Origin of the sequence: Brachybacterium sp. FME24 (genome assembly GCF_014897705.1) — a bacterium.
GTDB lineage: Bacteria > Actinomycetota > Actinomycetes > Actinomycetales > Dermabacteraceae > Brachybacterium.
Genome location: NZ_JABUXV010000008.1, coordinates 203,498 through 218,517, shown reverse-complemented (window position 1 = coordinate 218,517; position 15,020 = coordinate 203,498). Strand labels below are relative to the sequence as shown.

At 67.3% G+C, this 15,020-nt stretch carries 12 protein-coding genes; 5 read left to right on the top strand and 7 right to left on the bottom strand.

Annotated elements, in window-relative coordinates; genetic code table 11:
* The first annotated feature begins 69 nt into the window (after positions 1-69).
* Both INT51_RS11220 and INT51_RS11215 read left to right on the top strand, forming a co-directional pair.
* The gene (locus tag INT51_RS11220) at positions 70-843 is read left to right on the top strand and encodes an ABC transporter ATP-binding protein (protein ID WP_193105384.1); all 774 of its coding nucleotides are present in this window, start codon (positions 70-72) and stop codon (positions 841-843) included.
* An 84-nt stretch (positions 844-927) separates the two neighbouring features.
* Positions 928-1,953 (top strand): hypothetical protein, encoded by a 1,026-nt coding sequence (locus INT51_RS11215; RefSeq protein ID WP_193105383.1) that lies wholly within the window; start codon positions 928-930, stop codon positions 1,951-1,953.
* Positions 1,954-1,986: 33 nt separating this feature from the next.
* Here the strand turns inward: INT51_RS11215 and INT51_RS11210 are convergent, their stop codons facing one another.
* The 5 genes from INT51_RS11210 to INT51_RS11190 form a co-directional block, all read right to left on the bottom strand.
* On the bottom strand, positions 1,987-2,616 hold the full coding sequence (locus tag INT51_RS11210; RefSeq protein ID WP_193105382.1) for a response regulator transcription factor: 630 nt from the start codon (positions 2,614-2,616) through the stop codon (positions 1,987-1,989).
* Entirely contained in the window at positions 2,613-3,893 is a 1,281-nt protein-coding gene (locus INT51_RS11205; RefSeq protein WP_193105381.1) for a sensor histidine kinase, read from the bottom strand. Before INT51_RS11205 ends, INT51_RS11210 begins: the two co-directional genes overlap by 4 nt.
* A 4-nt stretch (positions 3,894-3,897) precedes the next feature.
* A complete protein-coding gene (locus tag INT51_RS11200) occupies positions 3,898-4,638 on the bottom strand; it encodes an ABC transporter permease (protein WP_193105380.1) in 741 nt (246 codons plus the stop codon).
* A gap of 9 nt (positions 4,639-4,647) precedes the next feature.
* Positions 4,648-5,556: an ABC transporter ATP-binding protein gene (locus INT51_RS11195; RefSeq protein ID WP_193105379.1), complete on the bottom strand. Its 909-nt coding sequence runs from the start codon at positions 5,554-5,556 to the stop codon at positions 4,648-4,650.
* A 139-nt stretch (positions 5,557-5,695) separates the two neighbouring features.
* The gene (locus INT51_RS11190; RefSeq protein WP_193105378.1) at positions 5,696-6,328 is read right to left on the bottom strand and encodes a TetR/AcrR family transcriptional regulator; all 633 of its coding nucleotides are present in this window, start codon (positions 6,326-6,328) and stop codon (positions 5,696-5,698) included.
* Positions 6,329-6,475: 147 nt separating this feature from the next.
* Here INT51_RS11190 and INT51_RS11185 point away from each other — a divergent pair, with 147 nt between their 5' ends.
* On the top strand, positions 6,476-7,411 hold the full coding sequence (locus INT51_RS11185; protein ID WP_193105377.1) for a CPBP family intramembrane glutamic endopeptidase: 936 nt from the start codon (positions 6,476-6,478) through the stop codon (positions 7,409-7,411).
* Positions 7,412-7,749: 338 nt separating this feature from the next.
* Here INT51_RS11185 and INT51_RS11180 read toward each other — a convergent pair whose 3' ends face one another.
* Positions 7,750-9,684 (bottom strand): carboxylesterase family protein, encoded by a 1,935-nt coding sequence (locus INT51_RS11180; protein WP_193105376.1) that lies wholly within the window; start codon positions 9,682-9,684, stop codon positions 7,750-7,752.
* 205 nt (positions 9,685-9,889) lie between these two features.
* On the opposite strand from INT51_RS11180, the gene INT51_RS11175 reads away from it, so the two are divergent.
* Positions 9,890-10,702 (top strand): CPBP family intramembrane glutamic endopeptidase, encoded by an 813-nt coding sequence (locus tag INT51_RS11175; protein WP_193105375.1) that lies wholly within the window; start codon positions 9,890-9,892, stop codon positions 10,700-10,702.
* Between the two features lie 59 nt (positions 10,703-10,761).
* On the opposite strand, the gene INT51_RS11170 is transcribed toward INT51_RS11175, so the two are convergent.
* On the bottom strand, positions 10,762-11,505 hold the full coding sequence (locus INT51_RS11170) for a MerR family transcriptional regulator (protein WP_193105374.1): 744 nt from the start codon (positions 11,503-11,505) through the stop codon (positions 10,762-10,764).
* 645 nt (positions 11,506-12,150) lie between these two features.
* Between INT51_RS11170 and INT51_RS11165 the strand changes: the two genes are divergently transcribed.
* A complete protein-coding gene (locus tag INT51_RS11165; RefSeq protein ID WP_226832235.1) occupies positions 12,151-14,886 on the top strand; it encodes an AAA family ATPase in 2,736 nt (911 codons plus the stop codon).
* Positions 14,887-15,020: the final 134 nt, after the last annotated feature.

Sequence of the window (15,020 nt, the reverse complement as noted above, 5' to 3'; positions counted from 1 at the left end):
GGCGCAGTGACGGCACAGGCGACGCCGCTACAGTGCACCGCGTCCCCCACCTGCGAGGAAAGACCCCCGATGCCTGCTTCGACCACGCTCACCGCCACCGCTCTGCACGCCGGATACCCCGGTGAATCCGTGTTGGAGGGTGTGGACCTCTCGATCGGAGCAGGGGCTCCCCCCTTGGGGCTGCTCGGCTCCTCCGGCGCCGGCAAGACCACCCTGATCCACGTGCTGCGCGGCGAATTGAAGCCCGCCTCCGGCCAGGTCACCTACGCGGGGCGCAGCGTGCACCGGCTGCGAGGGGCACACCGTCGCACCTTCCGCGCCGCCGTCCGATTCGTCTCGCAGTACGCGATGACCATCGCCGATCCCCAGGAAACGGTCTCCTCACGCCTCGCACTGGCAGCGAAGGAGGCCCGCAAGGGAGGTCGCACGCACTCGGTCTCCCCTGCCGAGATGCTCGCGACCGTGGGCCTGGGCGAGCACGTCCTGCCCCGGCGCATGCGCACCCTCTCCGGCGGAGAAACGCAGCGGGTGGCGCTCGCGACGGCGCTGGCCACCCGCCCGGAGATCCTGGTGCTCGACGAGCCGCTCACCGCCGTGGACCCGGGTATGCGCGGAGATATCTCCGCCGCCCTCGCCCAGATCATCGCGCGTCTCGGCATCGGCGTGCTGATCGCCTCGCACGACATCGAGCTGCTGCAGCGGATGTGCCCACAGGTGGCTTTCCTCGGCGAGGGCCGCATCCTGGCCCGCGGCCCGCTGCAGGACGTGCTCGCGCAGACCGAGCACGAGGAGATCCGTGAGCTCGCCCTGAGTGCCCCGGCGGCCGTGCAGCGATTCCGCTGACGCACAGCAGGGCCGTCGGCCGACGGAGGGTCGACCCGAGAGGGAACGTCCTGACGTGTCCGGTTTCACCTCTAGGGTGGTTCCATGAGCACATCCCCGAGCATGTGCGGTCGTGCACGCCGCCACCTGCATCGCAATTCTCTGATCATCGGCCCCCTTCTCCTCCTCGTCACAGCAGGGCTCCTCATCCTTCCGTGGCTGTTCGCCGGGAGCGCCGGGGGCGCGCTCGGCGGCATGATCACCGTCCTGGTCCTCACCACCCTTCTCTGGGTCCCCGGCATCGTGCTGACCATCGTCGGTGTTCTCGGGGAATCCAAGGCTCGCCGGATCAACCGTGAGGACTGGGCGATGGCCGAGGCCGTCGCCGCCCACGCCGAGCAGTTGCTGACTGCGCTGCCCTCCCGGGCGTACACCTCGGACGCCGTGATCCGCCTGGACCCCCGCCGCGTCCTCGAAGTCGAGCGCCACTTCGACGAGAAGACCGCGGGAGAGGCCCGCGGCACCCTCATGCACCAGTTCAGCATGTTCGGACACTCGTTCGGCGTCGGGTATGCGGCCGGCCAGCGGACCTCGATCGCCGGAGGGGTCCACTCCGCGGCGATCCAGGGGATGTCGGACGTGCACCTGTCCCTTGCCTCCACGACGCGTCACGACCTCATGGGCGATGCGCTCTTCGCTCTCTTCGAGACCCGCGACGCCACGGACTCGGCGGACACCCTGCGGGTGACGGCACTGTCCAACGGCGCCGTGATGGAGTGGATCCACGGGCTGATCGTCCAGACCGCGCACCAGTTCGGGCTCGACACCCACTCGGGAGCTACTGTTCAGGCCTACGCCCAGCGCATCGCCTCGCACTTCGCCCCGGCCGATGTCTCGTACCTCTCCGATCGACTGCACCTCGCTCTGGCCCAGGACAAGCGCGGCGAGGCTCCGCCGCAGATATTCGTCGAGGGAGTGCCGTCGGGGCGAGGGGCCCTCGTCGCGACGAGCGCCCGCATCGGGAGCACGGACCCACTGCGCATCTTCCCCACGGAGTTCCCCGCGATGTGGGGCATCACGGTCGGCAACGCCCTCTCCGCTGGAGCACCGCGCCAGAAGATCGCCGGCTGAGCTCGATCACGTCGTGCCTCCCGCGGGCACCTGTCAGGTCGGCAGTGTCAGGTAGCCGCGGGAGAACGCGGTGGCCACGGCTGCGGCACGGTCGTTGACACCGAGCTTCGCATACACGTGCAGGAGGTGCGTCTTGACAGTTGCTTCGCTGATGAAGAGCTGCTTCGCCGCCTCACGATTCGTCGAGCCGCGGGCGATCAGTTCCAGCACCTCCAACTCACGCTGCGACAGTGGAGCGGAGACCGGTTGACGCATCTGCCCCATGAGCCGCGTCGCGACGGAGGGTGAGAGCGCTGCCTCACCCCGCGCGGCAGCCTCCACCGCATGGAACAGTTCCTGCCTCGGGGCGTCCTTGAGGAGGTACCCGGTGGCGCCGGCCTCGATGGCGGGCAGAACGTCGCTATCGGTGTCGTAGGTGGTGAGCACAAGGACGCGGGCCGACACTCCACGTTCAGCGAGTTCCTTGATGGCCGCTACGCCGTCGGTTATCGGCATCCGCAGATCCATGAGGATCACCTCGGGGCGGAGCCTTTCCGCGGCAACGATGGCCTCGGCGCCGTCGCCGGCCTCTCCGAGCACCTCGAAGCGCGGGTCGGCTGCGAACATGCCTCGCAATCCGTCCCGCACCACGGGATGATCGTCGACGATCAGAAGTGAGATCACTGCTCAGCTCCCGCCGATATCGCCGGAACGGTAGCCGAGATCGCGGTGCCGCCGCCAGGTTCTGACTCGATGTCGAGCCGGCCAGCGAGCCGTTGCACCCGCTGCCGCATCCCGAGCAGCCCGAATCCGCCGTCAGCCGTACCATCGGCGCGACGGGCGTCGGGCTCGAACCCGATTCCGTCGTCGCGCACATCGAGGGTCACCAGGTCTTCCATGTACGAAAGCGTCAGGCCGACGCGATGGGCCTTCGCATGCTTGGCCACGTTGTTGAGCGCCTCCTGCGCAGCACGCAGCAGCGTCACCTCGACGTCGGCATGCATCGGTCGCGGGTCGCCGGTGGTGGTCAGGACCGCATCGATGTGGTTCAACTCTGACCAGCTCCTGGTCACGTCGCTGATCGCATCCGGGAGTCGGGCGTCGGCGAGGAGCTCCGGCTCCACTGCGAGAATCGTTCGGCGGGCATCGGTGAGACTCTCCCGGGCCAGGCTCGTCGCACTCGACATATGGCGGCGCAGCGTGAACGGCTCCTCCATCGACTGTTCGGCTGCCTGGAGTTGGGTGAGGATCCCGGCGAGGCTCTGGGCCAGGGTGTCGTGGATCTCCCGCGCCATCCGCTGCCGCTCATCCAGCACTCCGGCCTCGCGGGCCTGGACCAGCAGTTGGGCCTGCAGTTCCGCGTTCTCCGCCAGCGCTTCTTCGAGTTTGACGTTTGCCTCGTGCACCTCATCGAGTGCTCGCTTCTGCTGACGCCATTGCTGATCAGTGTTCTCGATGAAAGAGACGAACGTCGCGGCCAGACCGGCGCTGACCAGGCTGATCGCCAGCCACAGCCACCACTCGTCGGCGCCGATCCGGGCGATCCCGCCCATGTACGTCACCGCCATGATCATCGATGTCGTGACGAGGCCGACGTACCGCCAGCGACCCGTGAGGACCACGAACGCGTGGACGTAGCCGACGAAGGCAAAGATGCCGTACCACGGTGCGAGCACCACCAGACCGGCCGCCAAGGCCATCAGGCCCGCGTAGTACAGACCCATCAGGGGGCCGCTCCGGTGCCATCGCGGGTGGAGCGTGATGAACCAGAACACCCAGATCGCGGTCGCGACGGTGAGTCCCAGAACCGCCGGGACGTGCACCGGCGCCTCCCGCACCGCCTGCAGCAGGGTGATGAGGGTGCTGACTGCCAGGAGAAGGAACGGGAGCGCCATGATGACGGCATGCTCGCGGCGCTCCCAGCGATCGAGCTCCTCGCCCAGCTCCGCCTCGATGCTCATCGATCTACTCCCATCGGAAGTACCGTGCGGCCAGCCCACCGGCCACGATCGTCCACCCCACCAGGACTGCCACATGCACCAGGTGCGGCAAGTCACCGCCGGTGGTGACCTGCAGGGATTCTACGCCGGCGCCCAGAGGGGTGACGTCGCTGATCGTCCGCAGGACGCTGCTCATCGAGTCTCGCGGTATCCACAGCCCGGCGAAGAACAGGCTCGGGAACAGCAGCACCATCCCGATCGCGCTGGCGCCCGTACCACTTGGTGCCAGCGAGGCCACGAGCAGCCCGATCGCGAACATCGCCAGCGCTGACAGGAGGTAGACCACCACGTAGACCGCCACCTGGCGCGGCAGGGTCACGGCGAACAGCAGTCGGGCGGTGGCCAGCACGACCAGCATCGTGAAGGTGGACAGGAGCGTGCACATGAGCAGCTGCGCACCGAGCATCACAGCAGGTCTGACCGGGGTGGTCCGCATCCGCCGCAGCACACCCTTCTCACGGTAGCTGGCGAACTGCTGGGGCAGGCTGGTCAGTGCGAACATCGCGATGGCCAGAGCGACCACGATGTGCGTGTACCGATCGATGACCCGCAGACCACCGAGGTCGTCGTCAGGCTCCCGGAACGCCGGGATCACACCGAGGATGACGAGGAGGAGCGGAGGGAGCACGAGCGCGAAAAGGACGTTGATCGGCTCCCGGAGAAACAGCTTCGTCTCAGTGGCGGTGAGTCGGAACAGGGCTGACATACAGACTCCTCAGTCGTCGATGGTGCGGCCGGTGAGCGCGACGAACGCATCGTCCAGCGTCGCCTGCTCGACCCGCAGGCCGGCCGCGATGACCTGGTGGTGGGCGAGCAGGCTGGTCACGGCGAACAGGAGGTTCCCGGTGCCGGTGACCACGAGCTGGCTTCCAGCCCACTCGACTGCCGTGACCTCGGGCAACGCCATCAGCAGGGCGCGATCCAGTGGTGCGGAAGGCCGGAACCGGATCCGCTGCCGGCCCTCGAGGGACGAGGCCAATCCGGCCGGAGTGTCCAGCGCGACCAGCCGGCCGGCGTCGATCACGGCCAACCGGTCGCAGAGACGTTCTGCCTCCTCCATGAAGTGCGTGACCAGCAGAATGGTCACGCCCCGGTCCCGGATGCCCTCGATGAGGTCCCAGACGTCACGGCGGGCCTGCGGGTCGAGACCGGTGGTCAGTTCATCGAGCACCACGACCTCCGGGCTGCCGACCATCGCGAGCGCGATCGACAACCGTTGCTTCTGCCCGCCGGAGAGCCGCCGGAACTGCGAGTCGATCTTGTCGGTGAGTCGAAGGGCGCCGATCAGCTCCCGCCAATCGATCGGGTCGCGGTAGAAGGAGCCGTACAGCTCCATCGCCTCGCCCACCTTGAGCTTGCCGGGCAGTTCGCTCTCCTGGAGCTGCACCCCGAGCAGCTGTCTGAGTTCGCTGGTGTCACCTCGCGGGTCGATGCCGCAGACAGCGACATCCCCGCCGTCCCGGGCGCGCAGTCCCTCGATGCACTCGACGATGGTGGTCTTGCCGGCTCCGTTCGGACCCAGGATGCCGAAGATCTCGCCCCGCTCGACGGCGAAGCTCACCCCGTTCACCGTCGTGTGGTCGCCGTACCGCTTGACGAGATCGTCTACCTCAATGGTTGCCATGATGTCAGCGTGCTGCCCGGCAGCATTGCGTCGCATCGACCGCGGGGGCAGGGATGGTGTGGAATCCGGTGGATGCCGGCATCCACCGATCAGTGGATGCCCGGGTCAGCAGGGAACGCTGGCACCAGTCTTCGACTGGTCAGGGTGCGACGTCGGAGGTCGAGGCCTGAGTCCAGGCAGACGTCACAGCGTGGACGGCGAGACGGAGTGCTGCCGCCTCGGACTCGACCTGCACCCCCTCGGCGGGCAGAGCGCGTTCTGTCATGAGGCCGCTGACCACAGTCGTGAGGAACCGCGCCCTCTGCTCGATCTCGCCCGCGGGAATCGCGCCTTCCTCGATGAGCGTGGCCAACCATCGCTCTATGCGATGGCGGCCCATGCGCTCGAGTGCGAGGTAGGTGGCCGCCTCGTCGTCGGACGGCGTGGATGCCACGTATGCCTCGTACAGAGCACCCCAGTGCTGTCGAGCGCGATCTCCGGCGCCCACGTGCGCCAGCATCAGTCGCAGGCCAGCGATGAGGCGCTCGGTCGGCGTGCGTGCGTGATCGTCGATCGGATCATCAGGGAGGTCGACGTCGTAGATCCCCGCGACGACGGTGTCGAGGAGGGATCGCTGGGTGGGAAAGAAGTGCCGCAACGAGCCCGTGCTCACCTGCGCCCGCGCCGCGACCGCTCGAACACTCAGGCGCGCGGTCGGGTCCTCGCCCAACATCGTCGCCGCGGCGATCAGGATCTTGTCGCGCGTACCGGGTTCCGCGGGTGGGGAAACCATGGCTGTCCTCCTCGCCACACACCTCTATTACAGCGTGCTAAGTTGATGACTACTACTACAGCGTACTAGTCGAGGGCGCGAGCGTGCACTTCGGGTGCAGTCGACCTCGCTCGACGACCTCGCCCGCTGAAACCCCGAAGGGACACCATGCCGAACACCACCTCGAACTGGCTTCTCGAAGGCGACGAACCGACACCCATGCCCCGCGTGCGTGCCGCCGTCGAGTACCACCGCCTCTACGCAGGCGAGAAACGCAGGATCCTCCGCGGAATCCTTGCGATAGTGCTGCTCGTCGTCGGCCTCATCGGATTCGCCCAGCTGTTCCTCCTCGGCGCCACCGCCCTCGACACGCAGATCCTCGGCCGCACCGGGTTCACACCGCTCCAGCAGGCTGCCGGTGCGCTCTCGCTCGCCCTGCTCATCCCGTACTGCATGCTGTTGCAGCGCGTGCTCTACGGGGTGCCCGCCCGCACGTTGCACTCCGTCGCCGGGCGCTTCAGGTACGGCGTCTTCGCTCGGTCGCTGCTCGCCTTCGGCCCGTTTCTGCTCGTCGTGGTCTCCTTCGGCTTCCTTCTGCAACCCAGCGAGTCGGTCCCGTGGACGACCGTCGATCTCGTCGCGCTCTTCGTGGTCGGGATGGTGCTGACACCGCTGGCGGCGGCCGGCGAGGAGTACGGGTTCCGCGGCTTCATGTTCCGCGTCGTCGGCGGATGGACCCGCGGCGCTCGCTTCGGCACGGTGATCGGCATCGTGATCCCGACCGTCCTCTTCTCGCTCTTCCACGGCTCTCTCGACCCCTACATCCTCACCTCATACTTCGTGCTGTTCGGGTCACTGGCGATCATCACGTGGCGCACCGGTGGACTCGAGGCCGCCGTCGTCATCCACGCCGTCTACAACGTCTCGGCACTCGTGCTCGGCACGACGCTGCACGTCGATCTCGGCGGCGCGCTCAGCAGTCGGGGAGAGATCGCAGGCTCGATCGCGACCCTCATCCCCAGCGCCGCGCTGGTTCTCATCACGGCAGTCGTCTGGTGGATCACGCGCAGGACCGGCCCCGCACGTGCGTCCCGACCACGGTGATGAACCGGCCCGGGTTCTCTGCATCAACTGCGCGGGGTCGGGCTCTGCGCTGACGGCCTGATAGTGGAGCCTCTCGAGTCCTATCGGGGCGAGCATCCCGCGCGAGCCGTGGAGGCGTCGACCGTTGCACCGGTCGACCCAGCCGGCGGACGAGTACTCGACGTCCGCAGCGAGACTCCTCGCGACTCCTTGTGGCCACTTGCTGCTCGAGCTCAACGCAGTCCATTCCATAGCCGACTCCGAGGGCAAGCTCAACTGATGAGCACCGGCGCATGCACTGCTGGCCCTTCGGCCTCACGGCTCTGCGCGGGAGGTGATGACCTCACGACCGACCAGTCCTAGGGGATCGGTCCGTCGTACGCCTCCCAGAAGCGGATTTCCTCAGAGCGCGGATGTGGCACCACGGTGCTGCCATCGCTGAAGTTCATCACCTGGTCAGTCGCTGCGGCGACGGTCGGCCACTCGGGCAGTCCCGGGGCGTTGGGGTTGCCGGTGGTTGCGAAGGAAACCCAGTATGCGCTCATGTGATCGCGCAGCCGGTAGTCGGAGTCCCCATAGTCGGCATCGCTGTCAGCGCCGAGATTGTCGTACGCATAGGCGACCTCGGCCCCGTGATAGGCGCCGTACTCCTCCAATCCTTTCTCGGGGGGAATATGCGAGAAGTAGTACAGATAAGCGTTCGAGGACCCGGTGCGGGACTGCAGGTGAGCCCAGCGGTGCATGGCGCGAGTCATGATCTTGTCCGTCTCCGCCTGCAGCAGTGAGGTGAGCACCTGATCCTCGGTGGCCACGGGATAGAGGTCGAGGAACCTCGCCGCGTTCGAGCTGCCGTACGTCCGGCGAACCATCGCCCGGTACTCGTCGACGTCGGCGTCCGGCGGGCCAGCCCTGGCGAGTGAGGCCTCATCGGCATTGCTACCCACCAGAATCGGCACATCGAGCTGTTCTCCGGAGGCATAGATCTGCGCTGGTGACTTCTCCAGGACATGGCCGTCGATGGTGGGCCGCCAGTGAGGACCCAGAGACTCCGCTGCATCCAGGACGCGATCAACAGGCATTGCGCGCATCTCCTCGATGCTCGCCCCTCCCAGCTCTGAACTGAGACGGCGACCGGCGTCCTCCGCCACCTGTCGAGTATCGGCCTGGTCACCGTTCTCCGTGTTCCCTGTGGTGCCCATGCACGCCCCGCTGCCAGCGATGATGCCGTCGACGAGGCCCTGGGCTCCGGGCGTCGCACCGAGGATGCACACGCTCTCTCCGCCAGCGGATTCCCCGGCGACCGTCACCCGTTCAGGGTCACCACCGAAGGCCGCGATGTTGTCTCGGACCCACTCCAGGGAGGCGATCTGGTCTTGGATTCCGTAGTTGCCCGAGGCATGAAAACTGGATTCCGCGGCCAACTCGGGGTGCGAGAGGAATCCCAGCACTCCCAGGCGATAGTTGATGGTCACCGTGATCACGTCACCACGAGAGGCGAGCGCCTCGCCGTCGTAGAGCGGCAGCGCACCAGATCCCGTCGCGAAGCCGCCGCCCGGGATATAGACGAGCACCGGGAGGGCGGTCGAGGGGCGGACCGTGCTTCGCCAGATGTTCAGGGAGAGGCTGTCTTCGCTCACAGGGAAGGGGTTGAGCAGAGTGCCCTCGAGGGGGACGTCCACGAGCTGGGACAGTGCCCGGGACGAGAACGTTGAAGTGCTTTGAACGGGCACCTCGGAGAAGCGGTCCGCGAGGAGGATCTCCCCTCGTGGTGCGGGCGGTTCGGGAGGCCGCCAGCGCAGGTCCCCCACCGGTGGCTGGGCGTAGGGGATACCAGCGAAGATTTCGACGGTGCCCGGATCGTTCATGACGCCCCGCACAGGCCCCTCCTGCGTGGAAACCAGGGCAGAGGGCCGCGGATCACTTCCGCCGGCGGCCCGAGGCTGTGCAGGCGGGTGGATGAGCACCGCCGTGGAGAGCACGAACGCCGCTGCGAGAACCCAGGCCCCTATCTGGAGAGCGATGTGGCCCCGGACCCACCAGCGTGTTGCCCCTGCGACAACGGTGAGCAGACCGGCCACGAGCAGCGAACCCCACCACGGGCTCTGATCGAGCCAGATCACGACGCCCGTTGCCGCCGCGAGAAGCAGCAGCGGAATCCAGCGTTGCAGGCGTTGCCAGAGGCGTTGACGCTGCCGATCGTGATCGTCCTCCACTGCTCTCTCCTGGCGCGGTCGGCGGTCCGGACCCTCGCTCCGACGACGCCCCGGAAGGAGGGAGTTCTGCACAGGGGACATTCGACACCTGGTTCCGGGAACATGGTCAAGCAGTGGCGCCGCCGGGCCGTCCAGGACGCACGACTCCGACGGTGGAATGCTCATTCAGGGGAGAGCACCGCAGGTGCCGCCGACAATCCGGCCCTGCGACAGGCGCGGTGAGCCCTGGGCGCTGAGCGGACGGACGGCTTGACCGTGTACCTGCAACATGGTGTTCGGTCATGTCATGCACACCGATTCCACTATGACGTCGTTGCGCGTCCGCCCTCGCGTCTGGCTCGGACTTGTCACCTTCGCCGCGTACCTCGCCGTGTTCTACACGATCTGGATCGTCAACGGCATCGACTATGCCCGCGTCGGAGAGAGCGGCGAGACCTTGCTCGCCTGGTACGTGGCACCGTTGACCGGCGGCCTCCTCGTCGTCCTGATCGCAGTCTCATCACTCGGCTGGTGGCGACCGGCGCTCGTGGAAAAGCGTCGACTTCCCAAAGTCGGCATGGTGGTGCCGGCCCTCATGGCCTTCGCAGCGATCCTCAATCTCGTTCTCGGCGAATTCTCCAGAGTGACCGCGACGATGTGGGTGCTGCTCGTACTGGGAAGCGTGCTCGTGGGATTCAACGAAGAGGTGATTGCGCGTGGCCAGCTCCTCACGGCGCTGCGGAGCAGATTCGGCGAGACCGGCGTCTGGTTCTTCTCCACCCTTTTCTTCTCGCTGCTGCACCTACCCAATGCCTTCTTCGGCATCGGTTCGCTCGCCATCCTCCAGGTTGTCGTCCAGTTCGGTCTGGGCTCCGTCTATTACCTTGCCTTCCGCTCCACCGGCTCCCTGATCCCGGCAATCATCCTTCACGGACTGTGGGACTTCTCCATCTTCTCGTCGAGCCAGCCATATGCCGGGCTCGTAGCACCCATTCTTGGCATCGCCGGCGTCATCGTGTCGATAGCCCTCCTCCGCCGTGAGCGGAACTCACGCATGACCCCCGAGAGCGTCTACCCTTCGGGCGTGCCGGTAGAAGGTTCAGGCAGAAACTCCGATTGATCTGAAACGACTGCCACAGTGGGGCACCTCCATCGGTGGAGAGATCACCACCTCGAGGCTCATGCCGCGCGACTCGCCCGCACTTTCTCGCGGGCGATGGCGCCGGCGCGTGTCAGCACGTCGATCTGCGCCGGGTCATAGAGCTCCCCCACCGCCTCGATGAGCGTCTGCTGGGTCAGGTGCCGACTCTTCGAGAGGTGTCCATCCGGGTCTGAGAGCCATGGATAGTCGATCAGGTTCTGGACGAGGGTGGGGGCGAGCTGTTCAGCGAGGCGCTGCCGGGTCGTCTCGTCCGCATCCGCCGGAAGCGCGGCGATCTCGTCACCGACCGTGCGGGCTGCATCGTCCATGTCCACCATGCGTCGCAGATCCGCCATCGCGTCCTCGTTGTAGAGCTGCGCGTAGATATGGAGTATCGAGCTGTCGGCTTCGGAGAGCTGCGAGGCGACGGAGACGAATCCCGCCGGCGCGTCCGCCGGCGCGTCCTCGCGGAGGATCACGTCGATGTCGGTCCGAGCCTGTTTCAGGAGCTCGATGCGCTCCTCGAGCTCTGCGTCCAGGGTCTGCAGCACATCCACCATGCTCCTGGTGTCCGCGCCGACGGGCGGTACCTGCGAGAGCGGCACACCCAGGGCGGCCACCCGTCGGATCCGCAGCAGCCGCACCAGATGCGGCACCCGGTACTGCTTGTAGCCGTTGATTCTGCGTTCGGGCTCATCGAGCAGGCCAAGCCGGTGGTAGTAGCGGATGGTGTTCGTGGTCGTGCCCGCCAGGTCAGCGAGCTCACGCGTGCTCCAGGTCATGGGACCTCTCTCCGTTGAAGCCACCGAGCGGGCTCCTCTGAAGACGGTGCGCCGTCCTCGCGAGGTTCGGATGACACCGTTGAGCTGGGGCCCGACGAGGAAGCGGTCGCTGTCGCCGATGGTTGACGTCAGCGACCATCGCGAACGTGCTCTCCGAATGTGCTGAGCAGGGTGCCGCCGAGCACCGCTGCCAGGCGTGTTCCCCTCGCATCTCGGATGCGAACGTCTCCGCTCGCAGCTCGATGTCGTGTCAGTGCCTGCATCTCTCGCGTGGCGTACGAGGTGGTGACGGCGCTGGGCTGCGTGACGGGTGACGGTGCGCTCACGGTGCGCAGCTCATGGGCCTGCTCTTCCCAACTGTGCCCGTGCCGGGGGCAGCTGTGAACCGGGGCGACGGGACGAGGCGCCCTCTGGTCCTCGTCATGTGCCTCGACAGGGGTGCGGCCCTCGGTCTCGACGATGACCTGATCCATGATCTCGTTCCCCTCTCGGCGCATACAGTCAGAATCGTCCGGCCGGCGGCGTCTCCGCGTCGGTGGTGCCCCTCCAGGTCCGCCTACCTCGCGAGGCAGCTGGGTCTGGTCGGCATCGCTCGCGTCAGCGACAATTGCCTATAAAGGCGCTGAGGTTCTCTGGAGGGGAAATTTGACAGTTCTTCTGGGCCGGCGCGCCGAGCGCGACGCGGTGGACAAGCTCCTCTCCTCGGCACGGGCCGGGCGAAGCGGGGCACTCGTGGTGCGCGGCGAGGCCGGGATCGGAAAGACCGCCCTGCTCGAGCACACCCGCGACGAGGCGGTCTCCGCGGGGTTCCGCGTGGAGTCCTCGATCGGGGTGGAGCCGGAGTCGCAGTTCGCGTTCGCGGGCCTGCACCAGTTGTGCGCGCCGCTGCTGGACCGCGCTGGTGCATTGCCCGCTCCTCAGCAGAGCGCTCTGCGGGTGGCCTTCGGCCAGCACGATGGTGCCGCGCCGGACTGGTTCCTGGTCGGCTTGGCGACTCTCCACCTTCTGGCCGAGGTCGCCGAGGAGGGTCCGCTGCTCTGCCTCGTCGACGATACGCAATGGCTCGACGAAGCATCCGCGCAGGTCCTGGCGTTCGTGGCGCGGCGTGTGTCCGCCGAACAGATAGCACTGGTGTTCGCGCTGCGTGACCCCGCTGAGAGCACCCTGCACTCGTTCGACGGTATCCCCCAGGTGTGTTTGGGCGGACTCGACGAGTTCGACGCACGGGCGTTGCTCGCCGGGACGGCCCGTACCCCGCTGGACGACGGGCTGCAGGACCGTATCCTCGCCGAGGCGGGCGGGAACCCTCTCGCACTGCTGGAGCTTCCGCACAGCACGTCGGCGGCTTGGCTGGCCGGTGGGTTCGAGCTTCGCGAGCGAAGCACCCCACACCGCGTCGAGGACAGCTTCCGGCGCCGCTCCATCAGCCTTCCGGCGCAGACTCGACTGCTGCTGTTGATCGCCGCGGTCGATCTGACCGGCGATGTGGTGCTGCTGTGGCGCGCAGCTGCGCACCTGGGGATCTCCCGTGACGACGTCGCGCCTGCAGAAGCTGCCGGCCTGCTGGAGATCGATGGCCGAGTGCGGTTCCGTCACCCCTTGGTGCGTTCGGCGGTCTACCGTGCAGCCACCCCGACGGAGCGTCGCCGTGCGCATGGCGCGCTGGCTGCCGCCACCGATCCGGACCTCGACCCCGACAGGCGCGGATGGCACCGCTCGCAGGCGGTGCTGGGCACCGACGAAGACGTTGCGGCGGAGCTGGACCGCTCGGCAGGACGAGCGCGTGCCCGCGGCGGTCTGGCCGCCTCTGCGGCGTTCATGGAGCAGGCGGTCCCCTTGACCCCTGATCCCACCATCCGTGCGAGCCGGGCGCTGGAGGCGGCGCATGCCAAGCACGAAGCCGGCGCGTCTGACGCTGCGTCGGAGCTGCTGGCGGTTGCCGCGGCGGGGCCGCTCGCACCGCTGCAGCAGGCTCGCCTCGAGCTGCTGCGCGCCCAGATAGGGTTCCACCTCGCGAGAGATGACGAGGGACCGGGGTTGTTCCTGAGTGCCGCCAAGAGCCTCGCGCCGTTGGATCCGGGGCTATCCCGCGCAACCTATCTGCAGGCGCTCGATGCTGCGCTCGTCACTGGCGGTCCTGGGCGTGCAGTGCTCGACGTGGCCGAAGCCGCGCGTGGCGCGCCGACCCCACCGACGTCGCCACGGCCTGCGGACCTCCTCCTCGATGGCTTGGTCTCGACGTTCACCCAGGGGTACGCAGCCGGCCTACCCGGACTGCGGCGTGCGTTGGAGGCCTTCGCCGGCCATGAACCAGGCGCTGACGAGGCGAACGACACTGACCTCCGACGATGGGGGTGGCTCACCGGCCGAACTGCTATGGCAGTCTTCGATGACGAGCTGGCCCACGCGCTGGCCGCCCGTCACGTCAGGCTGGCTCGTGAGGCCGGCGCTCTCTCTGCGCTCCCGGCCGCCCTCCTCGTGCAATCGGTCATGCTGGTCCTCGCCGGCGAGTTCGCCCGGGCCGCTGAACAGACTGCGATCGCAGCTGCGACCGAGGCTGTCCCCTTGCTCCACGCCCAACTCATCCTGGCCGCCTGGCGCGGTCGCGTGGACGAGACCACCGACATCTATGCAAGTCTCACCCAGCGATCTGCCGGTCACGGCAACACCACAGAGGTCGCCCTGGCGCAGTACGCCATGGCGGTGCTGCACAACGGCCACCGCGACTACCCAGCGGCCCACGCGGCCGCGGCGAGAGCCTTCGAATGCGATGAGCTGACACAGAGCAACCTGGCCCACTCCGAACTCATCGAGGCAGCGAGCCGATCAGGACGGTCGGAGAGCGCTGCAGAGGCAGTGGAGCAGCTCACCGCCCGAGCCAACGCCAGCCGAACACCCTGGGGGCTCGGACTCGCCGCACGCTCACGCGCGCTGACCAGCTCCGGCACCGTCGCCGAGGAGCAGTACCGCGAGGCGATTGATCAGCTCCAACGCTGCCGAATGTCTACTCACCTCGCCCGTACCCACCTCGTCTACGGCGAGTGGCTTCGCCGTGAGGGCCGACGACAGGACGCCCGCGCGCAACTGCGCACAGCTCATGACCTCCTCACGACGATGGGAGCCGAGGCATTCGCATTGCGCGCCGCCCGAGAACTCCGCGCAACCGGCGAGCATCCTCGCAAACGAGCTGCCCATCTCAGTGACACGTTGACCGACCACGAGCTGCATATCGCGCGGTTGGTGGCGAGCGGGTTGACGTCGCGCGAGATCGGGACACAGCTCTTCTTGAGCCCACGGACGATCGACGCGCACCTGCGCAACATCTTCCGCAAACTCGGAGTCACCTCGCGACGACAGCTCAAGGGGCTTTCTCTTCCCTGACTCGAGGACACTGCGCAGCCTTGTGAGCAGTCAGGGCGAAATCAGCGGACTGAGCAGGAGCTCAGCACCGGCCCGACGAAAGCTCCTGCGCGATCGACTCTTGACCGGGTTCCGGGAACACAGTATTGCCTGGG

What these genes read in the sequence shown, in the direction of transcription:
- INT51_RS11220 (WP_193105384.1), top strand. Translation starts at nt 70, where the DNA reads ATGCCTGCTTCGACCACGCTCACCGCCACCGCTCTGCACGCCGGATAC.
- INT51_RS11215 (WP_193105383.1), top strand. Translation starts at nt 928, where the DNA reads ATGAGCACATCCCCGAGCATGTGCGGTCGTGCACGCCGCCACCTGCAT.
- INT51_RS11205 (WP_193105381.1), bottom strand. Translation starts at nt 3,893, where the DNA reads ATGAGCATCGAGGCGGAGCTGGGCGAGGAGCTCGATCGCTGGGAGCGC.
- INT51_RS11200 (WP_193105380.1), bottom strand. Translation starts at nt 4,638, where the DNA reads ATGTCAGCCCTGTTCCGACTCACCGCCACTGAGACGAAGCTGTTTCTC.
- INT51_RS11195 (WP_193105379.1), bottom strand. Translation starts at nt 5,556, where the DNA reads ATGGCAACCATTGAGGTAGACGATCTCGTCAAGCGGTACGGCGACCAC.
- INT51_RS11190 (WP_193105378.1), bottom strand. Translation starts at nt 6,328, where the DNA reads ATGGTTTCCCCACCCGCGGAACCCGGTACGCGCGACAAGATCCTGATC.
- INT51_RS11185 (WP_193105377.1), top strand. Translation starts at nt 6,476, where the DNA reads ATGCCGAACACCACCTCGAACTGGCTTCTCGAAGGCGACGAACCGACA.
- INT51_RS11180 (WP_193105376.1), bottom strand. Translation starts at nt 9,684, where the DNA reads ATGTCCCCTGTGCAGAACTCCCTCCTTCCGGGGCGTCGTCGGAGCGAG.
- INT51_RS11175 (WP_193105375.1), top strand. Translation starts at nt 9,890, where the DNA reads ATGCACACCGATTCCACTATGACGTCGTTGCGCGTCCGCCCTCGCGTC.
- INT51_RS11170 (WP_193105374.1), bottom strand. Translation starts at nt 11,505, where the DNA reads ATGACCTGGAGCACGCGTGAGCTCGCTGACCTGGCGGGCACGACCACG.